The organism is Symbiobacterium terraclitae (assembly GCF_017874315.1).
Classification (GTDB): Bacteria; Bacillota; Sulfobacillia; order Symbiobacteriales; family Symbiobacteriaceae; genus Symbiobacterium; species Symbiobacterium terraclitae.
Map to the genome: position 1 here is coordinate 16,399 of NZ_JAGGLG010000004.1, position 19,255 is coordinate 35,653.

A 19,255-nucleotide genomic window follows, 5' to 3' on the forward strand; every position below is an offset into this window, starting at 1 on the left:
GCCTCAGCTCCTCCCGGAAGGCGTACCGCTGCCCAGGAAGCCGGCGGCGAAACTGGCCGTCATCGCCAGCAGCAGCGGCGCCAGGATGAGGAAGATGGTGTCGGCGGACAGGATCGGCTTGCCGGCCTTCAGGAAGGCGAGGGCGATGCCGCCGACGCCGATCAGGGCCCCGCCGACGCCGACCCAGGCGAACCGGCCGGGGGCCCGGCGCTGCGCGGCGAGCCAGAGGGGCAGACCGAAGATGATGAGTCCGGCCACGCCGTGGACGACGATCAGGGTGGCGATGGCCAGCGGACGGGGGCCGGCAAAGCGGGTGACGGCCAGGGCCAGCAAGCCGACCACGGCGAAGAGGTCGTAGGTGCGGGCCTGGACGGGGGCGTACTCGGCGACCAGTCCCGCCGACAGGGTGACGGGGATCAGGCTCGCCACCACCACGACCAGGGGATGCGACAGGACCCCGTAACCGAGGGCGATGAGCAGAAGGCCCGAGACGAGGAGCACGGCGAAGGACGTGATGTAGGAGAGAGCGGATCGGGACGGACGAGTGCCTGAACGCAGGTCCTGCGTGAACCGCCAGATCATGTAGAGGGCGGTGAGGCCGGTCACGAGCAGCGTGGCCTTGTCAAACCAGGTCATCGCGATCCCTCCTGCTGAAGAACTGGTCGGCAGACAGCAGAGCCGGCTGCCACCTCCAGTGTGGCAGCCGGCTCTCGGCAGATTGTTGATCGAAGTCAGTTCGGGTAACTATTTTGAATCTAGACCTTCGGCGATGGCGTGTAGTCCACAAGGATCACAGAGGGCGATGCGATTCCGGCCGTGGTCTGCGATCAGCCCTTCCGTGCGGAACTCGCCCAGCACCCGCACCACCGTCTCCGTGGCCAGGCCCACCATCGAGGCGATCTCGCTGCGGGAGAGCGTAATGACGGACTCGCCTTCGGCCGTGCACTCCGTGGCGGAGAGCAGGACCTGCGCGATGGCGCTGCGGGCCGGGAGCATGGAGAGGCCGTGGAGCCTGTTGTAGGCCAGGCGGACCTCCTCGGCCATGCCCGTCAGCAGGGCGTAGAGGATGGCGGGGTCCTGCTCGGCCAGCCGCTGGCCGTGCTGGCGGGGCACGAAGCAGACGTCCGCGCCGCGCCGGCCCGCCCGGGCCGTTGCCCAGTGCACCGCCCTGGCGCCGAGGCCCGACATGCCGCAGACACTGCCCGCAGGCGCCAGCCGCACGATCTGCTCCCGCCCGGCCAGGTCGACCACGTACTCGAGCACCTGCCCGCGGCCCACCAGCCACCAGCCCTGAGCCGAGTCCCCCTGGCGGTAGAGGATCTCCCCCGGCGCCAGGCGCCGCGCCACCCCGTGCTCGCGCAGCAGGGCGATCTGGGCCTGGAGCGCGCGCCAGCACATGGGGGCGCCGCGCTCGCGCACCGGGCACGTGGCGCACTGCCGAACCGGAGCCCGTTCCGTGCTCACTGCCATATCACCTGCGACTTTCCCGGGCCACCACCTTTACTTCCCTTGTAGCCAAGCGCGGGGATGACGTCAATCCGCCCACCGTACGGGGCCATTCGGCCTATGTGCGGGCCGGGAAGGCCCGGTCCGGCGGGGCTACCGGGAGGCGGAGACGACCCGGACGGGCCGCTCGCCCGACACGTCGGCCCGGACTCCCTCCGGAGTCACCTCCAGGTTGACCCGGGCACCGCCGACGCGCAGCCCCCGCACCGTCACCCGTCCCAGCCACGGGGGCAGGGTCGGGCGCAGCCGCAGCAGCCCGGCCCCGGCGTCGGGGTCGAGGCCGAGGATCGCCTGCATCAGCGCCACGGGCGCCGCTGCCGCCCAGGCCTGGGGCGAGCAGGCCACGGGGTAGTCGACGGGGACGCCCACGTCCCGGGAGTACCCGCAGAACAGCTCGGGCAGGCGGTAGTGGGCGAAGTGCGAGGCCGCGTCCACCAGGCCGGTGATCACCTGGTTGGCCTCCCGGTCGAACCCGTACCGCTTCAGCCCCAGCACGCAGAGCGAGTTGTCGTGGGGCCAGACCGAGCCGTTGTGGTAGCTCATGGGGCTGTAGGTCGGCTCCGCGGCGCTCAGCGTGCGGATGCCCCACCCGCTGAACATGTCCGGGGCCACGAGCCGCGCGGCCACGGACGCGGCGCGGGCTTCGTCCACGATGCCCGACCAGAGGCAGTGGCCGATGTCGGACGAGACGGTGGCCACCTGCCGCTTCTCCCCGTCCAAAGCGATGGCGTAGTACTGCCTCTCCGGCATCCAGAAGGCGCTGTTGAACCGCGCCTTCAGGTCCGCCGCATCCCGGGCCAGCCGGCGGGCGAGATCAGCCTCGCCCAGCGCCTGCAGGACCGGCGCCAGCCGGCGCTTGGCGTCGAAGACGTAGCCCTGCACCTCGGAGACCGCGACGGGGCTGGCCGCCGGCTTGCCGTCCGGGTGGCACAGGGAGTCCGGCGAGTCCTTCCAGGACTGGACCTGGAGGCCCCGTCCGGGGTCGGCCCGGAACTCGAGGAAGCCGTCGCCGTCCACGTCGCCGTACCGGTCGAGCCAGTTGAGAGCCTCCCGCACGCTGGGCAGCAGCTCCCGCACCAGGTCCAGGTCCCCGGTCCAGGCGTGGTAGTCGCAGAGCAGCACCAGGAAGAGGGCGGTGGCGTCCACCGAGCCGTAGTAGCGGCCGTAGGGGACCTCCCCCAGGTTCGCCATCTCGCCGTGGCGCATCTCGTGCAGGATCTTGCCCGGCTCCTCGGCCCGGAACGGGTCGACCTGCCGCCCCTGCAGGGCGGCCAGGGTCCGGAGCGTGCCACGGGCGAACTCGGGGTTCAGCGGGAGGGCCTGGATGGCCGTGATGATCGAGTCGCGCCCGAACGGCACCGCGTACCACGGGATGCCCGCGACCGGGAACAGCCCCTGCCCCTGGTCGGCCGCCAGTAGCCGCAGGTCGCTCACCGAGCGGGCCAGGATCCGGTTGAGAAGGGGGTTGTCCGTGTCGATGGCCGTGCAGGCCTCCGCCCAGTCGGCGTACTCCTGCCGCAGGGCCTCGAGGGCCTGGTCGAACCCGCGGCAGGCCGGAAACGCCCCGTTCTCCGCGGGCAGGACGGCGACGTCGAGCGCGGCCGTCCCCCGCGGCGGCAGGGAGAGGTCCCACGAGGCCTGCGAGACGGCCAGGGCGTCGGGGGGCGTCAGGAAGAGCACCCGGGTCTGGCGCAGGACGCCGTCGCGGCCCCGGTAGCCCAGGGTGACGGAGCCCCCCTCCCGCCGCGGCTCCTCAGGCACGCCCCGGTCGGCCGGCGGAACCCCCCGAACCTGGAACAGGTCGGCGAAGTCGGCCTCGAAGCGCAGGTCGAGCCGCACGGAAACGGGCGCGAACTCCAAGTTGGTGACGGTGATCCGCTCGTACAGCACGCCCGCGCGGATGACCCGCTGCCGCTCCAGCCCCAGCCCGGCCCGGCTGAAGATCTGGCGGCTGACGCCGGCCTGGAGGAAGACCCGCTGGACGTAGTTCTCCGCGGCGGTCCCCCCCAGCAGTCCGGGCCGCTGGCCGTCCACGCGCAGCTCGAAGCGGCTCAGGTAGCGGGTGTCGCGGAAGAACAGCCCCAGCGGCCCGTCTTCTGGCGCGATGTCTCCCCATCGGTTTGATACTTGGAAGAGGTCGCCCTCACGGGTGACAAGGTACTCCATGAACCGTTTCCTCCTTGTGGATCCGGGGACCCGCCGGCCGGCGGATCCCCGGGCTCCGTCTCTCACGCGCTGCGGTGGTCAGGGCGCCGCATGCCGGACGCGGACGCCCTCGGCCTCCACGGCCCACCCCTCCTCCTGGGAGGCCACCGTGAGGACCGCGCCGTCCCAGGACAGGTCGAACCGGTTGGTGCCCACCCGCACGCCCTTGAGGCTCGCCCGCGTCCAGCCCGCGGGGAAGCAGGGCCTGAGCAGCAGCCTCCGCTCGTGGGCCCGGGGGCGCAGGCCGAAGACCTGGGACACCACCGGCCAGGCGATGCCGTAGCCGGACCACGCCTGGACGAAGCAGCCGCCGTCGGGCAGGATCTCCGGGACCGCCCCGGGCATGTGCCGCTCCAGGGTCTCCGCCAGCGACCGCACGCGGGCCAGCGCCTGGTCGGGGCGGCCGTAGTTCAGCTCCGCCACCGCCAGGACTCCCGTGTTGATGCTCATGGCGGCGGCCTGTTCGATTCCGTTCAGGTACATGCCCCAGGGGCCGGTGAACTCGTCCGACTCCGCGCGCGCAAGCAGCCGGGCCGCCCGGTGGGGCGGCGTCAGTCCGGCCTCCAGCGGCGTGATGACGATCCAGTTCTTCAGGAGCCAGGGCCGCCGGACGTCCTGCTCCGGGTCCGCCTCGGCCCGGGCGAGCAAGTGGCCGTACGCCTCCCGGACGCCGGGGCGCGCGTGGTCGACGTACTGGGACCGGGTGGAGAGGTCCAGCAGCTCGCGCAGCCTGGAGGCGATCTCCCTGGGCGTCGCCAGCAGATCGCCGTACATGCCCTCCTCCTCGATCCAGAAGGCGGCCTCCAGGCGGCGGCAGACGGCGCCGGCCAGCTGGCGGCTGCGGGCGGCCACGTCAAGGTCCCCCAGCACGTCCGCCATGCCGGCCAGGGCCTCCAGCGCCTCCGCCGTGTACGCGGCGACGTCGATCATCTGCAGGTCGAGCCCCGCGACCTCCATGATGCCGCTGCCGTGGGGCAGCACCTCCCCCGGGGCGCACCGCTCCCCCATCACCCAGCCCAGCAGGCCCTGCCGGCAGAACGGGTAGTTTCGCCGGAGGAACTCGGTGTCGCCGGTCCAGAGGAAGGTCTGCCACACGGCCTTCACGAACTGCGGCGTCTCCTGGGTGTTGCCGGGGTGGAACACGTGGCCCCGGGTAGTCGCCTCGTGGATCACCCGGCCGCTTTCGCCATTGGCCTGCTGGCTGATCCGCCGCAGGGCGTCCAGGGTCTCGGCGGCGACCTCGTGCTGGCCCAGCGCCAGGCACCCGAGCACGGCGTAGGCGCTGTCGCAGCCGAAGAGCCAGACGTAATCGGGCGCGCCCGCGCCCAGGGCACGCCCCAGCCCGGGCATGTCGCGCACCATCCAGTCGTAGTTGCACTTAATCCAGTCCCAGGCGCGCGCGATCGCAGCGTCGGGGACCTCCAGCGCGCTGCTGGCGAGCAGCCGCTCGTACCGCTCCGCCTTGCTGGCCCAGAGCGCGTCCGGGTCGGCCGAGGCGCGGCCGAAGGCGGCCCGGGCCGTCGCCTCCCCGGCGTCGGACCCGGCGACCACGAACTCGATCACGGCCTCGGCCTCGGCCGTCAGGGGCAGTTCGTAGTCCAGCGCCACGGAGACGCCCTGCCCCCGGGTCTGCTCCGGCCCCCACAGGTCGGCGCCGCACGCGGAGCCCACCGGCACGAGGCCCCTGGCCCCCACGACGACGGACCACGGGTTGTGCTCGTCCCGGATCACCCAGGCCTGCAGCTCCGGGTCAAACTCGGCCTGGTCGCCGCCGTCCTGCAGCCCCGACCGCTCCGACAGCCAGACGCCCTGCAGGTCGCTGCGGGCGAGGAAGCGGAGCTGCACCGTGCGGTCGCTGGCCGCCCGCAGCGTGTAGCGCACGATCAGCGCAGGCTCGCCGTCGGGCACGAACTGCCGCCGCACGATTTGCAGGTCGCCGAGCTCGTAGTCGTGCGCGCTCCAGAAGGCCCCGCTGGAGAACCGGGCGGCGTCGGTCAGCCAGACGCCGTCCACGCGGAGCCAGAAGCCGTCCAGCAGCTTAACGGGGTGGGCCCAGAGCCCGCCCATCTCCCCGGGGACGTGCCACCCCAGGTCGGGGAAGGCGCCGTTCTGCGCCCCGATCAGGTAGGCGCGGTCGCCGGCGGTGATATAGCCGTGGGTCAGGTCCGTCTGCTTCGTCAGCGAGAGCGACTCGCTCCGCGCCATGCCGCAATGCCTCCCGCGCCCTATCCCTTCATGCCGGTGATGGTGATGCCCTTGATGAACCACCGGTTCAGGATGAGGTAGATGATGATGACGGGGATGGTGAGGAACATCGATCCGGCAAGCACCTGGTTCCAGAAGCTGTAGTACTCGTTCTTGAAGGTCTGCAGGCCAACGGTGAGGGTGTACATCTCCCGGCTGCGGGCGATCAGGTTCGGCCAGAGGAAGTTGTTCCAGTCGCCCAGGAAGTTGAAGATGATCTGGGCCGCCAGCGCCGGCTTGGTGAGCGGCAGGACGACCCGCCAGAAGATGCCGAACCGGCTCAGCCCGTCGATCTGCGCGGCCTCCTCCAGCTCGACCGGGATGGTCGAGAAGAACTGCCGCATCAGGAAGATGCCGAAGGCGCTGACGGTGAAGGGCACGATCAGACCGTAGTAGCTGTCCAGCCAGCCCAGCTTGCTGAGGATCAGGTACTGCGGGATCAGGATGACGGCGGCCGGGATCATCATCGTGGCCAGGATGGCCCAGAAGACGAGTTCCCGCCCCGGGAACCGGATGCGCGCCAGCGCATAGCCCGCCAGGGAGTTGAAGAAGACCTTGGCCAGCGTGCCCAACCCGGCCACAACCACGCTGTTGAAGACCCACCGGCCGAAGTCCCCGCTCTTCAGGATGTACTTGAAGTTCTCCAGGGTCGGCTCCGGCGGGAGGCCCCAGTTCTTGAAGAGGAGGTGCACGTGCTGGGTCTTGGTGAGCGCGGTGGAAACCGACAGGAGGAACGGCCCTACCGTGATCAGGGCGTACCCGATCAGGAGCACGTACAGCACCGCACGCACGGACCGGCTTGAGATCTCCATGGCTAGTACTGCACCTCCTCGCCGAACCACCGCTTCTGGATGTACGTCAGCGCCAGAATCACCACGAAGAGGATCGTCGCCAGGGCGGAGGCGTAGCCCATGCGGAAGTACCCGCCGAAGGCGTTCTTATACACGTAGAGCACCACCGTCATGGTCGCGTCGGCGGGCCCGCCCTGCCCGTTGGTCATGAGGTAGGGCTGGTCGAACAGCTGCAGCGTGCCGATGACGGACATGATGGAGACGAAGAGCGTCGTGGGACGGAGCAGCGGCAGGGTGATGTAGCGGAGCCGCTGCCAGTAGGTCGCGCCGTCGACCATCGCCGCCTCGTAGTAAGAGTCCGGGATGTCGTTCAGGCCGGCTGTGAAGAGCACCATGTACTGCCCCACCGTGGACCAGACGTTCATCATCATGATAGAGAGCAGAGCGGTCCTGGCGTTCTCCATCCAGCTGACCGGCGGAATGCCGAACCAGCCCAGGATGTGGTTCAGGAGGCCCGTTTTGGAGTAGATGTAGAGGAACATGATGGAGACGACGACGGACGAGGTCACCGTGGGGATGAAATACGCCACCCGGAAGAAGTTCTGGCCGCGGACGCCGGTGGTCACCATCAGCGCCAGGATCAGCGCGATCACCATCTGGGTCGGCACCACCCCGGCCGCGTAGATGACGACGTTGGTGAACGCCTTCTTGAACACGGGATCCCGGAACGCCTCGAGGTAATTGCCGAGCCCGATGAACCGCGCCGTCTCGGGCGACAGGATGTCGTAGTCGAAGAAGCTCAGGTAGATGGCGTACAGCACGGGACCGATGACGAACGTTCCCAGGATCACGATCGCCGGCACCAGGAACAGGTAGGCCGTGGCGATCTCCTGCACCTTCTGGGACCTCAGCCGGCTGAGCACAGGCTCCCCCCCTGTACCGCGAATGGGGCCGACACGAGCGCCGGCCCCATTCGCTCCCGTACGCGTTTACTTCTTGATGACCTCTTCGAACTTGGCCTGTACCCGATCCAGTTCGGACTTCGGATCCTTGCCGTTGAGGATCATGTTCTCCAGCGCCTTGCCGAACTCGTCGACGTAGGGCGCCTGGTTGGCCGTGTACTGGAAGGGCTGGGCGTACTTGACGCCGGCGATCAGGGCAGCGCGGTCATCCTTGCCCTCGAAGAAGGGATCGCTGGCCACGGCCGTGCGGGAGGGCAGCTCGAGGCCGAGCTGGACCATCTGCCGCTGCGCCTCGTCGCTGGTGAGGTAGTCGACCAGCTTGAAGGCCTCAGCCGGATGCTTGGAACTCTTGGACACGGCGTAGGCCACGGTGAAGACGAAGTTGGACTTGCCCGCGGGGCCCGCCGGCAGCTCGGCCACGCCGTACTCCACGTTCGGGTACTCGGCGAGGAACGGGATCATCCAGTGGCCCTCCAGGACCATGGCCGCCTTCTCCTGGGCGAAGGCGTCGCCCGCCCAGCCGGCGCCCAGGCCCGCCGGGGTGTCGGCCACCTTGTCCTTGGTGATCAGGCCGGTATAGAACTCGGCTGCCGCGACGGCCTCCGGGCTGTTGAAGTAAGCCTCGGTCTTCGCCTCGTTGAACAGCTGGCCGCCGGCCATGTAGATGAACGGCACGAAGCGGGCGTGGTCGGCGGAGAGCGACAGGCCCTTCACGTCGCCCTTGGTGAGCGCCCGGGCGGCCTCACGGAGCTCATCCCAGGTGGTGGGAACCGCGACGCCGGCCTCGTCCAGCATCTTCTTGTTGTAGAACAGGCCGAGGGTGCTGTAGCCCTTGGGCAGGCCGTAGGTCTTCCCATCCCACTGGAAGCCCTTCAGCAGCGACGGCTCGAACTCGGCCAGGTTCACGCCTTCCGCCTTGATGTACTCGTCGAGCGGGATGGCCAGACCCTTGTTGATCCAGTCAGGCGCCCAGAACACGTCCACGTAGAACACGTCGGCGATGGTATTGGCCACGGCGTCGGCCTGGATCTTCTTGTCGTAGTCAGCGTTGACGACCTCGTACTTGACGGTGAGTTGGGATACTTCTCGGAGAAGCCCTCCAACAGCTTGTTGACGATCTCGGTCTCGGCAGGCGAGGACGCCCAGCCGGTCAGCCGCAGCGTCACCTGCTCTGCGGGAGCGGGGGCCTGGGCGCTCGTGTCGGAGCTGGAACTGGAGCTGGAGCTGGTGCTGCTGCCGCCCGATTGCTGCTCAGGCCCAGAGGAGGGCTGCTTGGCCCCGCCGCAGGCGGAAAGCGCCAGAGCGGCCGTCAGCAGGACAGACAGGATTCCGAGCAATCTCTTCTTCATGCTCTCTCCCCCTGTGATGGTGGTAATTTAACCGTTTCAAGAGGAGCCCGCATAAAAGACCCGCGTACGCGGACCCTTGTGAACCGGTTAAATTCAGACAACAAGTCATTCGCCGTCCTGGTCGATCCTTCCTGCCGGCGCGGCACAGGTTAGGCAAAAAAAGTGCGCGCCACACCCGAAGAACCTCCCCCCCATGGCACGAAAGTCGGGCGCGGCCGGTTCACTCCGCCCCGCGTGCGGCGCTGGAGCCGCGCACGAGCAGCGTGGGCTGGATCAGCTCGCCATGGCTCCCGGTTTCCGGGTTGGCGACGACCTTCAGCAGCAGCTCCGCCACCTTGCGCCCGATGTCGTACACGGGCTGTCGGACGGTGGTCAGCGGCGGGTCCGTGTAAGCCGAGAGGGGCGTGCCGTCGAAGCCCACCAGGGCGACGTCGTCGGGCACCCGCAGCCCCCGCTCCTTGATGGCGCGCAGGGCGCCGGTGGCCATGATGTCCGACGCGGCCATGATGGCAGTCGGCGGCTCCGGCTGACCGAGCAGCGCGGCAGCGGCCGTGTAGCCGCTCTCCTCGGATAGGTCGCCCGCGTGCACCAGCGCGGGGTCGAAGGGCAGGTCGTGCAGATCCAGGGCCTCCCGGTACCCCGCCATCCGGAACTGGGCGAACATGTACTTGAGCGGGGCACTGATGAAGCCGATGCGCCTGTGGCCGAGGCCGACCAGGTGCTCGACGGCCATGCGCACCCCGGCCGCGTTGTCCACGTCGATCCAGTAGTCCACCGGCTGGTGACAGCGTCCGAACAGCACGAAGGGGATGGACCGCTTCTGGAGCCACTCCACCCGGGGATCCAGCGCCTGGGACTCGAGCACGACCACCCCGCCGAGGCGCCTGCGCAGGAGTTCGCGGGGGAGGTCGTCCGCGTTGTTGCCCGGGTGGAGCAGCAGAAGCCCGACGTGGTGCTCTGCGGTCACGTCCATCACGCCGCTGATCAACTCCAGCAGGAACGGGTCCGCGTGACGGGGAGCGGGCATCAGCAGCCCGACGATGTCCGCCTGCCGGCGCGCGAGGCCCTGTGCCCAGCTGTTCGGATGGTAGTCCAGCTCGCGGATGGATGCGAGCACCCTCTCCCGCGTCTCGGGCGAAACCCGCGGGTCGTTGTTCAGCACGTAGGAGACGGTGGCCACCGACACCCCCGCGTGACGTGCAACTTGCCTGATGGTGACAGCCAAGGCCTCACCCCCTGAGTCGTTTTTCCCCCGATACTTCACCATCCGGGCGCGCAGACCCTCCCGCCGCGCGGTCTAGTGCCGCCCCATCCAGCCGAGCACCGCCGGCACGGCGCCGCCCCGGAAGAAGCGCTCCAGCACCAGCGCCGCCGCGCCGACGGCTGCGGCATCATCCCCCAGGGCCACGGGGTGCACCGGCACCACAGCTCGCTGGTCCAGCGCATGCGCGGCGATGGCCCGGCGCAGCGGGGCCAGCAGGTGCTCGCCCGCCCGGGCCACGCCGCCGCCGATCAGCACCAGCTCCGGATCAAGGGTCTTGGCCAGATTGGCGATCGCCACCCCCACGTGCGTGCCGGCGTCGGCGAGGGCCTGCAGCGCCCGCGCGTCGCCGGCCTCCGCCGCCCGCGCCACGGCGGTGGCGCTCTCCATCCCCGCCCGCCGCGCGATGGCCGGCCCGGAGGCCACGGTCTCGAGGCAGCCCCGGCTGCCGCAGTGGCACAGGGGCCCGTTCAGGTCGACGGTGAAGTGGCCGATCTCGCCCGCCAGCGCCCGCCCGCCCCGAAAGAGGCTGCCGTCCAGGACGATGCCGGCGCCGATGCCCGTGCCGACCCGCACGCAGACGAAGTTCTGCACGCCCCGGCCCGCCCCGAACCAGAGCTCGCCCAGCGCCATGCAGCGCACGTCGTTGTCGGCCACGACCGGCAGCTCCAGCCGCTCTGCCAGCATGGCGGCGAACGGCACGTCCCGCCAGCCGAAGTGGGGGGCGAACCGCATGACGCCCCCGGCGTGGTCCACCAAGCCGTGGAGCGCCGCGCCCGCGCCGATCACCCGCCGGGGCCGCACCTCCGCCACGACGCGCTGCACTGCGGCCGCGATCCCGTCGGCCACCTCGCCCGGCTGCGCGCCGGACCGCACGGCGAACTCCGCCCGCCCGCGCACGGCCCCGCCCAGGTCCACCGCCAGCACCTGTGCGCGGGTAATGGAGAGCAGGACGCCGATCGCCACGCCCCATTCCGCGTTGAGGGAGAGCGGCACCGCACGGCGGCCGGCGGAGGCCGCGGGCAGGCCCTCCCCCTCCAGCAGCAGCCCGTCGGCCAGGAGCGCCGCCGTGATGGCCCCGACGGTGGGGGGCGTCAGGCCGGTGATCCGGGCGAGCTCGCTGCGGGCGAGGCTGCCGTGGCGGCGCAGGGCGTCGAGGATCTGGTACTGGTTCAGCTCCTTCAGCAGGCGCGCGTTGCCGGGCACGAACCGCCGCTCCACGTCACCACCTCCTCGGGAAAGCCGGTTCCGTCACAGCCGCTCCACCCGGATCTCCGCCGCCAGCCGCTCCACGTCGGCCGGGTGGACCTCCGCCACGCCCGGCGTCAGGGCGTTGGCGGTGCCGCAGGCCACGGCCAGTCGCAGCGCCCCCTCCGGCGCGTCGCCCCGCACCAGGGCGCAGGCCAGCCCGGCCACCGCTGAGTCGCCTGAACCGACACTGTTATCCGCCCGCACCTGCGGCGGCACGGCCCGCCAGGCGCCGCCCGAGCCCTCCGGCCCGACCAGGAGCGCCCCGTCTGCCCCCAGGGAGACCAGCACCCATTCCGGCCCGGCCTCCCGCATGCGGCGGGCCGCCGCCAGCACGTCGGCCTCCGCCGCGAGCGCCTGGCCCGCCCAGTCGGCCAGCTCGGCCCGGTTGGGCTTCACCAGGTATGGCCGGGCGGACAGGGCCTCGCGCAGGGGCTGCCCGCTGCTGTCCAGGATCACCCTGACCTGCCGGGTGCGGGCCCGCTCGATGAGGTAGCGGTAGATCCCCGCATCGACGCCAGGGGGCACGGAGCCCGAGATGACAACGAGGTCGGCCCCGCCCAGCAGGCGGTCGAAGCGCGCCTTGAAGCGGTCCGCGTCCTCGGGCCCCAGCTCCGGCCCCCGCTCCCGGAGCTCGGTGACGACGCCGCTCCCGGGGTCGGTGATGGCGAAGCAGGTCCGGCTCTCGCCGGCCACCTCCACGTACTCGGGCACCACGCCGCAGCGGCGGAGCTCGTCCTGGATGAACCGGCCGGCCGCGCCGCCGGCGAAGCCCGTCGCCACGGTGCGCCTGCCGAGGCGCGCCAGCACTCGGGCCACGTTGTTCCCCTTCCCGCCGGCCACGCGCCGCACCGCCGTCGCCACGTTGATCGCGCCGGCGGCAAAGCCGGGCACGGTGTAGGCCACGTCCACGGCCGCATTCAGGGTCACCGTCAGCACGTAGCGCTCCATCAGGCGACCACCAGCCCTTCCACCAGGGTTGCGGCGCCCACGACCGCGGCCTCGTCGCCCAGCTCGGCCGGCACCAGCTCCACGTGGTCCCGGATGGGCGACATCAGACGCTCCCGGGCCGCCCGGCGGGCGGGCTCCAGCAGCAGGTCGCCGGCGAGCGAGACCCCGCCGCCCACGATCACCGCCTCCGGGCCCAGCAGGTTGTAGTAGGCCGCGACGCCCAGCCCGAAGTCCGCGCCGATCTCCTCCCACAGCTGCTGTGCCAGCCGGTCCCCCGCCCGGGCCGCCTCGGCCAGGGTCCGGGCGGAGACCTCCTCCGCCGGCAGCGACCGCAGGACCGAGGGCTCACTCCGGTCCGCCAGGGCCTCCAGCGCCCGCCGGCGGATGGCCGGGCCCGAGCAGAGGGCCTCCAGGCAGCCGGTGGCCCCGCAGCCACAGCGGGGGCCGCCGTCCGCCCGGATGGGGATGTGGCCGAACTCGCCCGCGGTGCCGTAGGGGCCCCGGTACAGCTGCCGGTCGAAGACGATGCCGCCGCCGATGCCGGTGCCGATGGCCGTGAAAAGGAACGAGCGGTACCGGCGGCCGGCGCCGAAGTGGAGCTCGCCGAGTGCGCCCACCCGCACGTCGTTGTCCATCACCACCGGCAGGCCGAAGCGCTGCCGGAAGGGGGTCAGCACGTCGACGTTCCGCCAGCCTTCGAAATTGGGCGAGATGATGGAGATCCCGGCCTCCCGGTCCATGGTGCCGGTGATGCCGAGGCCGATGCCCAGCACCGGGCCGGGCGACCTGGCCAGGAGCTCGGCCACCATCTCCTGCATGGCCGCGAGGACCACAGTGGGCCCTTCACTGGCCGGCGTCGGCCGCCTGAGGATGGCCAGCTTGCGCCCCGCGCTGTCCACCACGGCGCCGGCGATCGAGGTGCCGCCCAGGTCGATGCCGATGGCCAGCCGCATCACTGGCCGACCTTCTTCTTGAACAGGTCGATGATCGCCACCGGGGTGGGGTCGACCCCCTTGGCGATGGCCATGTAGCAGGAGACGAAGTCGCCCAGCACCACCAGCGAGAGCATCCGGGCCAGCAGCGACTCGCCGCGGCTCTCCACCTCCACGCAGGCGCCGGCCCGCTCGGCCAGGATCTCGCGAGTGGCGGTCCAGCGCTTCACCATCTGCGCCGACTCGCCGGCCTGGTCCCGCAGCAGCACGAACGCCAGCTGCCGCATCAGCTCCGGCTGCATGTCCCAGCCCACCGCCTCGTCGTGGTGCAGGTGGGGAATGGTGTTCCAGAACGCCATGTACTTGGAGTTCTCGCCCAGCTGGTTCTTCCAGCGCCAGGCCACGGCGTCGAAGTGGTCGGCGAAGCCGTAGACCACCGGGATCCGGTCGGCGATCCGCTGCGTCACCTGCTTGGCCAGGTTCCGCTCCACCGGCGATTCGGGCCCGTACTCCCGGGCGAGCTCGGCCATCAGGGCGATGGACTCATCCAGGGCCTGCGACTGGTCGCCGCAGAGCCCCCAGCGCTCCAGCATGACCAGGATGGGCGCGAAGATGTAGCCGATGGCCACCCGCGGCATCAGGCCGCCGGGCACATCGAGGTACGGTGCCCCGAGCCGGGTGGCAGTCTCCTTCAGGCGGCCGCCGGCGCCCATGGCCACCAGCGTCGCCCCGGTGCGGGCGGCCTGTTCGAACGACGAGTTGATCTCCTCCGTCTTGCCGGAGTGGCTCACGGCGATGACCACGGAGTGTTCGTCCACGAAGCCGGGGCAGTTGTAGCCCTGCACCACGTGGATCGGGACCCTGCCCTCCCCGAACAGGTAGCTGCGCAGCAGGTTGCCGCTGGCGGCCGAGCCGCCGCCGGTGCCGAGGATGACGACCTCATGCGTGTCGGCGGGCAGGGGCGGCAGGTTGAACGCGCGGGCCAGTGCGATGCCCTCCCGGAACTGCTCCGGGTAACCCATCTGGAGTGCGAGCATGGAAAGGGTGTCGGCAGCCGTGATGGCAGCCGCGTCCTGCAGATCGATCCTGGCCATTCGGGTCTCCTCCTTCGCGATTTGCGTCCTGCAGACTGGTTACGCCTTGCCGTTTGCGCCCACCATGCGGATCTTGGCCCGCACGACCTCCTGCACCGCCTGCATGACGGGCGTCAGGAGCGCCCTGGGGTCGAACTCGTCGGGCCGGTCGGCCAAAGACTGACGCAGGGCCTGCGCCCACGCCCACTTGGCCTCGGTGGAGATGTTCACCTTGCGGATGCCCAGCTGGATGGCCCGCTGCACCTCCTCGTCGGGCACGCCGGACCCGCCGTGCAGCACCAGCGGCACGCCCGCGGCCTGCCGGATCGCGGCGATCCGGTCGTGGGCGAGCTTCGGCTCCCACCGGTAGAACCCGTGGACCGTGCCCACGGCGACGGCGAGGGCGTCCACCCCCGTCTCGGCGACGAACCGGGCGGCCTCCGCGGGGTCCGTCAGCGCGGCCTCAGCCTCCGAGACGGCGATCTCCTCCTCCTGGCCGGCCACCCGTCCCAACTCGGCCTCCACCGAGACGCCGCAGGCGTGTGCCAGCTCCACGACCTTGCGGGTCGCGGCGATGTTCTCCTCGAGGGGGAGGCGGGAGGCGTCGATCATCACGGACGTGAACCCGGCCTGGATCGCCCGCACGGCCACCGCGTAGGAGGCGCCGTGGTCCTGGTGGAGCACGACGGGCACAGGCGACACCCGCGCCAGGTGGCCGGCGAAGACCCGCACGTTGTCGTAGCCGCAGAACTTCAGGGTGCCCTCGGTGAACTGCAGAATGATGGGCGACCGCTCCTCCGCGGCCACCTGGAGCACCGCCGGCAGGACCTCCAGCGTGTGCACGTTGATCGCCGGAACAGCGTAGCCCCCGGCCTCGGCCTGGGCCAGAACCTCTCTCAGCGTCACGAGCGCCAAGGTGATCATCCTCTCTCCGGGCTGCGACCCATTAGTAAGTTAGTCTAATTAATTTGCTGCGACGAGGCGGATTCCTTCCGCCGTCCCCGTGCGGTGCGCGCACCAGTATCGCCGAGCCGCCCTGCCCGCAGCAGCCTGAGCCGCGGCCGGGGCAGGGCGGGCGAAAGCGCGTGGCTGGCCCAGCGGCGCCGAGCCGCCCTACCCGCAGCACGCTGGCGCATAAGCGTCTGGGCGGTGGCCTCGGGCAGGGCGAGCGAAGGCGCGTTGCTGGCGCCAGCGGCGCCGAGCCGCCCTGCCCGCAGCACGCTGGCGCATAAGCGTCTGGGCAGTGGCCTCGGGCAGGGCGAGCGAAGGCGCATTGCTGGCGCCAGCGGCGCCGAGCCGCCCCGCCCGAGAGCTGGCGCCAGCAGCACGCCGGGCGATTTTGGGGAAACTGCACTGTAGCACGAACCCCGAGGAGGTTGCCAATGCACAGGAAAGTTGTCGTCGCCCTGCTTCTCGCACTGGCCCTCGCCGCCGCCGGCCACCGGCCGGCACTCGCCGGGGGAGGCGCCGCGGCCGTACCCGACCATCCGTCCTCCCACGGCCGCCGCGGGGCACCCGCCGACCGGTACACCGACCCCTTCGCCTACTGCGCGGCGGTGGGCACCGTCGACCAGCCGGACGGGCGGTGGGCCGGTCCCCCGGTGCCGGATGCGGTGGTCGAGGGGCTGATCCGCGCCGCCGGAATCCCGGCGGACACGTCCCGGGAGCAGCTCGCCCGCACGACCTTCTGGCGCTGCATGGGGGGCAGGGTCTACGCCTGCTTCGTGGGTGCAAACCTGCCCTGCCAGGCGAAGGCCGACACCCGCCGGACCCCCTCCCCCGCCATGCGGCAGTACTGCCGGCAGAACCCCGGCGCCGACGCGATCCCGGCCGTGGTCACCGGGAGGGAGACGGTCTACGCCTGGCGCTGCACCGGCAAACGGCCCACGATCGTACGCCAGGTCGCCTACCCCGACGCCCGGGGCTTCCTGCGGAACATCTGGTACGAGATCCGGCCCGGGCAGCGCGGCTGACGCGTCAGGCACCGGCCAGCCCCCGCTGCGCCGGTGCCTCATCGTCTTGTGATCCCTATTGTCCGCCGCCCGGCTTGCCCTGCCTCCGGGCGACCTCCCGCCGCACCACCGGCGCCACCTGCGTGCCGAAGAGCTCGATCGCCCGCAGGACCCGGTCGTGGGGCAGGCTGCCGACGGTCAGCTGCAGCAGGAACCGCTGGTGGCCGAAGATCTCGTGCTGGAAGAGGATCTTCTCCGCCACCTCCTGCGGGCTGCCGACGAAGTCCGCACCCCTCAGGCTGCGCGCCTGCTCGAACTGGGCGCGGGTCATCGGCGGCCAGCCCCGCTCCCGGCCGAGCTGGTCCATCACGGCCTTGAAGGCCGGGAAGGCGAGGTCGGCGGCGTCCTGCGACCGGTCGGCGATGAAGCCGTGGGAGTTGATGCTCAGTGCCGGAGGCACGTGCCCGTTGGCCTCCGCAGCCCTGCGGTGCAGCTCGGCCAGCGGCTTGAACCGCTCCGGAAGCCCGCCGATGATCGCCAGGGCCATCGGCAGGCCAAGCGCCCCGGCCCTGACGGCGGAGTACTGCGTCCCGCCCACGGCCACCCAGATCGGCAGCCGCTCCTGCACCGGGCGCGGATAGACGCCCTGCCCCTGCAGGCTCGGCCGGAACTGGCCCTCCCACGTCACCCGCTCCGACTCCCGCAGCCTGAGCAGCAGGTCCAGCTTCTCGGCGAAGAGGGCGTCGTAGTGGTCCAGGTCGTAGCCGAAGAGCGGGAACGACTCGATGAAGGAGCCCCGCCCCACCATGATCTCGGCCCGGCCGCCGGAGAGGAGGTCAACCGTGGCGAACTGCTGGAAGACCCGGACCGGGTCGTCGGAGCTGAGCACCGTGACCGCGCTGGTGAGGCGGATCCGCTTCGTCCTGAGCGCTGCCGCGGCCAGGATCGTAGCCGGCGACGAGGCCACGTACTCGGGCCGGTGGTGCTCGCCGATGCCGAACACGTCGAGCCCCACCTGATCGGCCAGCTCGATCTCCTCCATCAGGTTGCGCATCCGCTCCTCGGGGCTGATGCGCACGCCGGTTACCGGGTCGGGCGTCGTCTCCACGAAGGTGTAGATTCCCAGTTCCAAGCCCTCATCCCCTGTCCATGCCCCGTCTGCCCGGTCAGGGCGCCACAGCCACCTGCTTCGCCACGAAGTCCTCCACCTGCTTCACCGTCTTGGCGTCCCGGCTGTAGAGCCTGTCGGCCAGCTCGCCGTTCCGGAAGACCAGGAGCGACGGGATGCCCCGCACGTCGAAGCGCTCGGCCAGGTCGGGGCTGACCTCGGTATCGACCACGGCGAAGGCGAACTGCGGAAAGCGCTCGGGGAACGCCGCGTAGGCGTCCTTGATCCGCCTGCAGTCGGGGCACCAGTCGGCGGTGAAGTTGACGATCAGGTTCGCGTGCTCGCGGAGGGCCGCATCGAAGGAGTCCCAGGTCAGTCTCTGCATGGGTATGTACCTCCTGCACCCGTAGTATGACCGGCCACGGGGATGTTGTCCTGCTCTAGAGACGCATGCATACCCCGGTGCGGTATGGGTGTCTGCACACGCAGGAAACGGGAAGGGGAGGGCGAACAGTTGGGCTGGTGATGACATTGACCATTCTGCTGGAGATCTCCGACCTCCACCACCCGCACGGACTGCACGGCATCTCGCTGACCCTGGCAGCCGGCGAGGCGGTGGCCCTGGTAGGCAGCCAGGGAAACGGGAAGGCGCCCCTGCTTCAGCTGCTCACAGGCGTCGGGCGCCCCTCCCGCGGGCACCTCCGCATATGCGGGCATGCGCCGGGCTCCCCCGCGGCGTCAGCCCGGCTGGGCGTGGCCGGACCTGCATGGGGGCTCAACCCGGCGCACACCGTGTCTGAGACGCTGGCGTTGTATGCGAGCCTCTGGTCGCTGCCCCCGGAGAGGGCCGCTGAAGCGGTTGCCAGCCTGGAGCTGACCGCGCTGCGGAACCGCCTTGTGGCCGACCTGACGCCCGGTGAGGCTGCGCGGCTCCGCCTGGCCCGTGCCCTGCTCCACGATCCGGCGCTGCTCGTTCTCGATGAACCGATGGGCGACGTCGATCTGGAGAGTGCGGAGATCATCGAGGGCGCCATCAGCGCCGCTGCCGATCGGGGAATGGGTGTGCTGATCACCACCTTCGGGCACCCGCGCACGCTTCGCCTGGCCAGCCGCATCCACTACCTCGAGAACGGGCGGTTCGTGGAGCCCCAGCCCATGGCGCACGCCGAGCCCGGCGAGCCTGGCTCCCGGCCCGGCGCGCCCGGATCGCCAACTGCGGACGCCCGACACGCGCAGCCACGGGTGGAACAGATCGCGGCCCGGAGGGACGAGCGCGTGATGCTCTTCTCGCCGGACGAGATCCTGTACGCCTACGCCCAGGAGAAGAGCGTCTACCTGCACACCCGCGAGGGGGATTGGACGGCCTCCTTCACGCTGTCCGAGCTGGAAGAGCGGCTGGCCGTCCACGGCTTCTACCGGGCCCACCGGGGTTACCTGGTCAACCTCGCTCACGTGCGTGAGATCGCCGCCTGGACCCGCAGCAGCTTTTCACTGCGCCTGAAGGACGGGTCCGAGGTTCCGCTCAGCAAGCATCGGGTCGCGGAGTTGAAGGCTCTGCTGCGCTGGTGAGGGGATTCGGACGGCACCCGCCCGTCTGACGGCGGACCCAGTCGGGCTCTCCGACGCACCACTCGTCCTCACGCACGCACCAGTCGTCGTCGCCCTGCCCCCGC

Annotated in this window: 17 protein-coding genes; 2 read left to right on the forward strand and 15 right to left on the reverse strand. The window is 70.8% G+C overall.

The window, feature by feature from the left end:
- Positions 1-3: 3 nt before the first annotated feature.
- The 13 genes from J2Z79_RS03365 to J2Z79_RS03425 form a co-directional block, all read right to left on the reverse strand.
- Positions 4-636 carry a hypothetical protein gene (locus J2Z79_RS03365; RefSeq protein WP_209465447.1) on the reverse strand — a complete coding sequence of 211 codons (633 nt, stop codon included), beginning with the start codon at positions 634-636 and terminating at the stop codon, positions 4-6.
- Between the two features lie 108 nt (positions 637-744).
- A complete protein-coding gene (locus J2Z79_RS03370; RefSeq protein ID WP_209465448.1) occupies positions 745-1,464 on the reverse strand; it encodes a Crp/Fnr family transcriptional regulator in 720 nt (239 codons plus the stop codon).
- A gap of 135 nt (positions 1,465-1,599) precedes the next feature.
- Positions 1,600-3,672 (reverse strand): amylo-alpha-1,6-glucosidase, encoded by a 2,073-nt coding sequence (locus J2Z79_RS03375; RefSeq protein WP_209465449.1) that lies wholly within the window; start codon positions 3,670-3,672, stop codon positions 1,600-1,602.
- Positions 3,673-3,750: 78 nt separating this feature from the next.
- Positions 3,751-5,916, reverse strand: a complete 2,166-nt coding sequence (locus J2Z79_RS03380; RefSeq protein WP_209465450.1) for a glucosidase family protein — start codon at positions 5,914-5,916, stop codon at positions 3,751-3,753.
- A 20-nt stretch (positions 5,917-5,936) separates the two neighbouring features.
- Positions 5,937-6,767 (reverse strand): carbohydrate ABC transporter permease, encoded by an 831-nt coding sequence (locus tag J2Z79_RS03385; RefSeq protein WP_209465451.1) that lies wholly within the window; start codon positions 6,765-6,767, stop codon positions 5,937-5,939.
- A gap of 2 nt (positions 6,768-6,769) precedes the next feature.
- The gene (locus tag J2Z79_RS03390) at positions 6,770-7,669 is read right to left on the reverse strand and encodes a carbohydrate ABC transporter permease (protein ID WP_342589407.1); all 900 of its coding nucleotides are present in this window, start codon (positions 7,667-7,669) and stop codon (positions 6,770-6,772) included.
- A 66-nt stretch (positions 7,670-7,735) separates the two neighbouring features.
- A complete protein-coding gene (locus J2Z79_RS03395) occupies positions 7,736-8,953 on the reverse strand; it encodes an ABC transporter substrate-binding protein (RefSeq protein ID WP_209465582.1) in 1,218 nt (405 codons plus the stop codon).
- 324 nt (positions 8,954-9,277) lie between these two features.
- Complete coding sequence (locus tag J2Z79_RS03400; RefSeq protein WP_209465452.1) at positions 9,278-10,282, reverse strand: LacI family DNA-binding transcriptional regulator; 1,005 nt, start codon at positions 10,280-10,282, stop codon at positions 9,278-9,280.
- A 72-nt stretch (positions 10,283-10,354) separates the two neighbouring features.
- The gene (locus J2Z79_RS03405) at positions 10,355-11,539 is read right to left on the reverse strand and encodes an ROK family transcriptional regulator (protein WP_209465453.1); all 1,185 of its coding nucleotides are present in this window, start codon (positions 11,537-11,539) and stop codon (positions 10,355-10,357) included.
- Positions 11,540-11,569: 30 nt separating this feature from the next.
- Complete coding sequence (gene pfkB / locus J2Z79_RS03410) at positions 11,570-12,517, reverse strand: 1-phosphofructokinase (RefSeq protein WP_209465454.1); 948 nt, start codon at positions 12,515-12,517, stop codon at positions 11,570-11,572.
- A complete protein-coding gene (locus J2Z79_RS03415; RefSeq protein WP_209465455.1) occupies positions 12,517-13,470 on the reverse strand; it encodes an ROK family protein in 954 nt (317 codons plus the stop codon). Before J2Z79_RS03415 ends, pfkB begins: the two co-directional genes overlap by 1 nt.
- Entirely contained in the window at positions 13,470-14,543 is a 1,074-nt protein-coding gene (locus J2Z79_RS03420; protein ID WP_209465456.1) for a bifunctional phosphoglucose/phosphomannose isomerase, read from the reverse strand. Before J2Z79_RS03420 ends, J2Z79_RS03415 begins: the two co-directional genes overlap by 1 nt.
- Before the next feature lie 39 nt (positions 14,544-14,582).
- Entirely contained in the window at positions 14,583-15,428 is an 846-nt protein-coding gene (locus J2Z79_RS03425; RefSeq protein ID WP_425353530.1) for a class II fructose-bisphosphate aldolase, read from the reverse strand.
- A gap of 476 nt (positions 15,429-15,904) precedes the next feature.
- Here J2Z79_RS03425 and J2Z79_RS03430 point away from each other — a divergent pair, with 476 nt between their 5' ends.
- Positions 15,905-16,495 carry a hypothetical protein gene (locus J2Z79_RS03430; protein WP_209465458.1) on the forward strand — a complete coding sequence of 197 codons (591 nt, stop codon included), beginning with the start codon at positions 15,905-15,907 and terminating at the stop codon, positions 16,493-16,495.
- A 55-nt stretch (positions 16,496-16,550) separates the two neighbouring features.
- Here J2Z79_RS03430 and J2Z79_RS03435 read toward each other — a convergent pair whose 3' ends face one another.
- Together J2Z79_RS03435 and J2Z79_RS03440 are read right to left on the reverse strand one after the other, a co-directional pair.
- Positions 16,551-17,606 carry an LLM class flavin-dependent oxidoreductase gene (locus J2Z79_RS03435; protein WP_209465459.1) on the reverse strand — a complete coding sequence of 352 codons (1,056 nt, stop codon included), beginning with the start codon at positions 17,604-17,606 and terminating at the stop codon, positions 16,551-16,553.
- A gap of 34 nt (positions 17,607-17,640) precedes the next feature.
- Positions 17,641-17,967, reverse strand: coding sequence for a thioredoxin family protein (locus tag J2Z79_RS03440; RefSeq protein WP_209465460.1), 327 nt, complete (start codon positions 17,965-17,967; stop codon positions 17,641-17,643).
- A gap of 140 nt (positions 17,968-18,107) precedes the next feature.
- On the opposite strand from J2Z79_RS03440, the gene J2Z79_RS03445 reads away from it, so the two are divergent.
- Positions 18,108-19,151: a LytTR family transcriptional regulator DNA-binding domain-containing protein gene (locus J2Z79_RS03445; protein ID WP_209465461.1), complete on the forward strand. Its 1,044-nt coding sequence runs from the start codon at positions 18,108-18,110 to the stop codon at positions 19,149-19,151.
- Positions 19,152-19,255 lie beyond the last annotated feature (104 nt).

What these genes read in the sequence shown, in the direction of transcription:
- J2Z79_RS03365 (WP_209465447.1), bottom strand. Translation starts at nt 636, where the DNA reads ATGACCTGGTTTGACAAGGCCACGCTGCTCGTGACCGGCCTCACCGCC.
- J2Z79_RS03375 (WP_209465449.1), bottom strand. Translation starts at nt 3,672, where the DNA reads ATGGAGTACCTTGTCACCCGTGAGGGCGACCTCTTCCAAGTATCAAAC.
- J2Z79_RS03380 (WP_209465450.1), bottom strand. Translation starts at nt 5,916, where the DNA reads ATGGCGCGGAGCGAGTCGCTCTCGCTGACGAAGCAGACGGACCTGACC.
- J2Z79_RS03385 (WP_209465451.1), bottom strand. Translation starts at nt 6,767, where the DNA reads ATGGAGATCTCAAGCCGGTCCGTGCGTGCGGTGCTGTACGTGCTCCTG.
- pfkB (WP_209465454.1), bottom strand. Translation starts at nt 12,517, where the DNA reads ATGGAGCGCTACGTGCTGACGGTGACCCTGAATGCGGCCGTGGACGTG.
- J2Z79_RS03415 (WP_209465455.1), bottom strand. Translation starts at nt 13,470, where the DNA reads ATGCGGCTGGCCATCGGCATCGACCTGGGCGGCACCTCGATCGCCGGC.
- J2Z79_RS03420 (WP_209465456.1), bottom strand. Translation starts at nt 14,543, where the DNA reads ATGGCCAGGATCGATCTGCAGGACGCGGCTGCCATCACGGCTGCCGAC.
- J2Z79_RS03430 (WP_209465458.1), top strand. Translation starts at nt 15,905, where the DNA reads ATGCACAGGAAAGTTGTCGTCGCCCTGCTTCTCGCACTGGCCCTCGCC.
- J2Z79_RS03440 (WP_209465460.1), bottom strand. Translation starts at nt 17,967, where the DNA reads ATGCAGAGACTGACCTGGGACTCCTTCGATGCGGCCCTCCGCGAGCAC.
- J2Z79_RS03445 (WP_209465461.1), top strand. Translation starts at nt 18,108, where the DNA reads ATGACATTGACCATTCTGCTGGAGATCTCCGACCTCCACCACCCGCAC.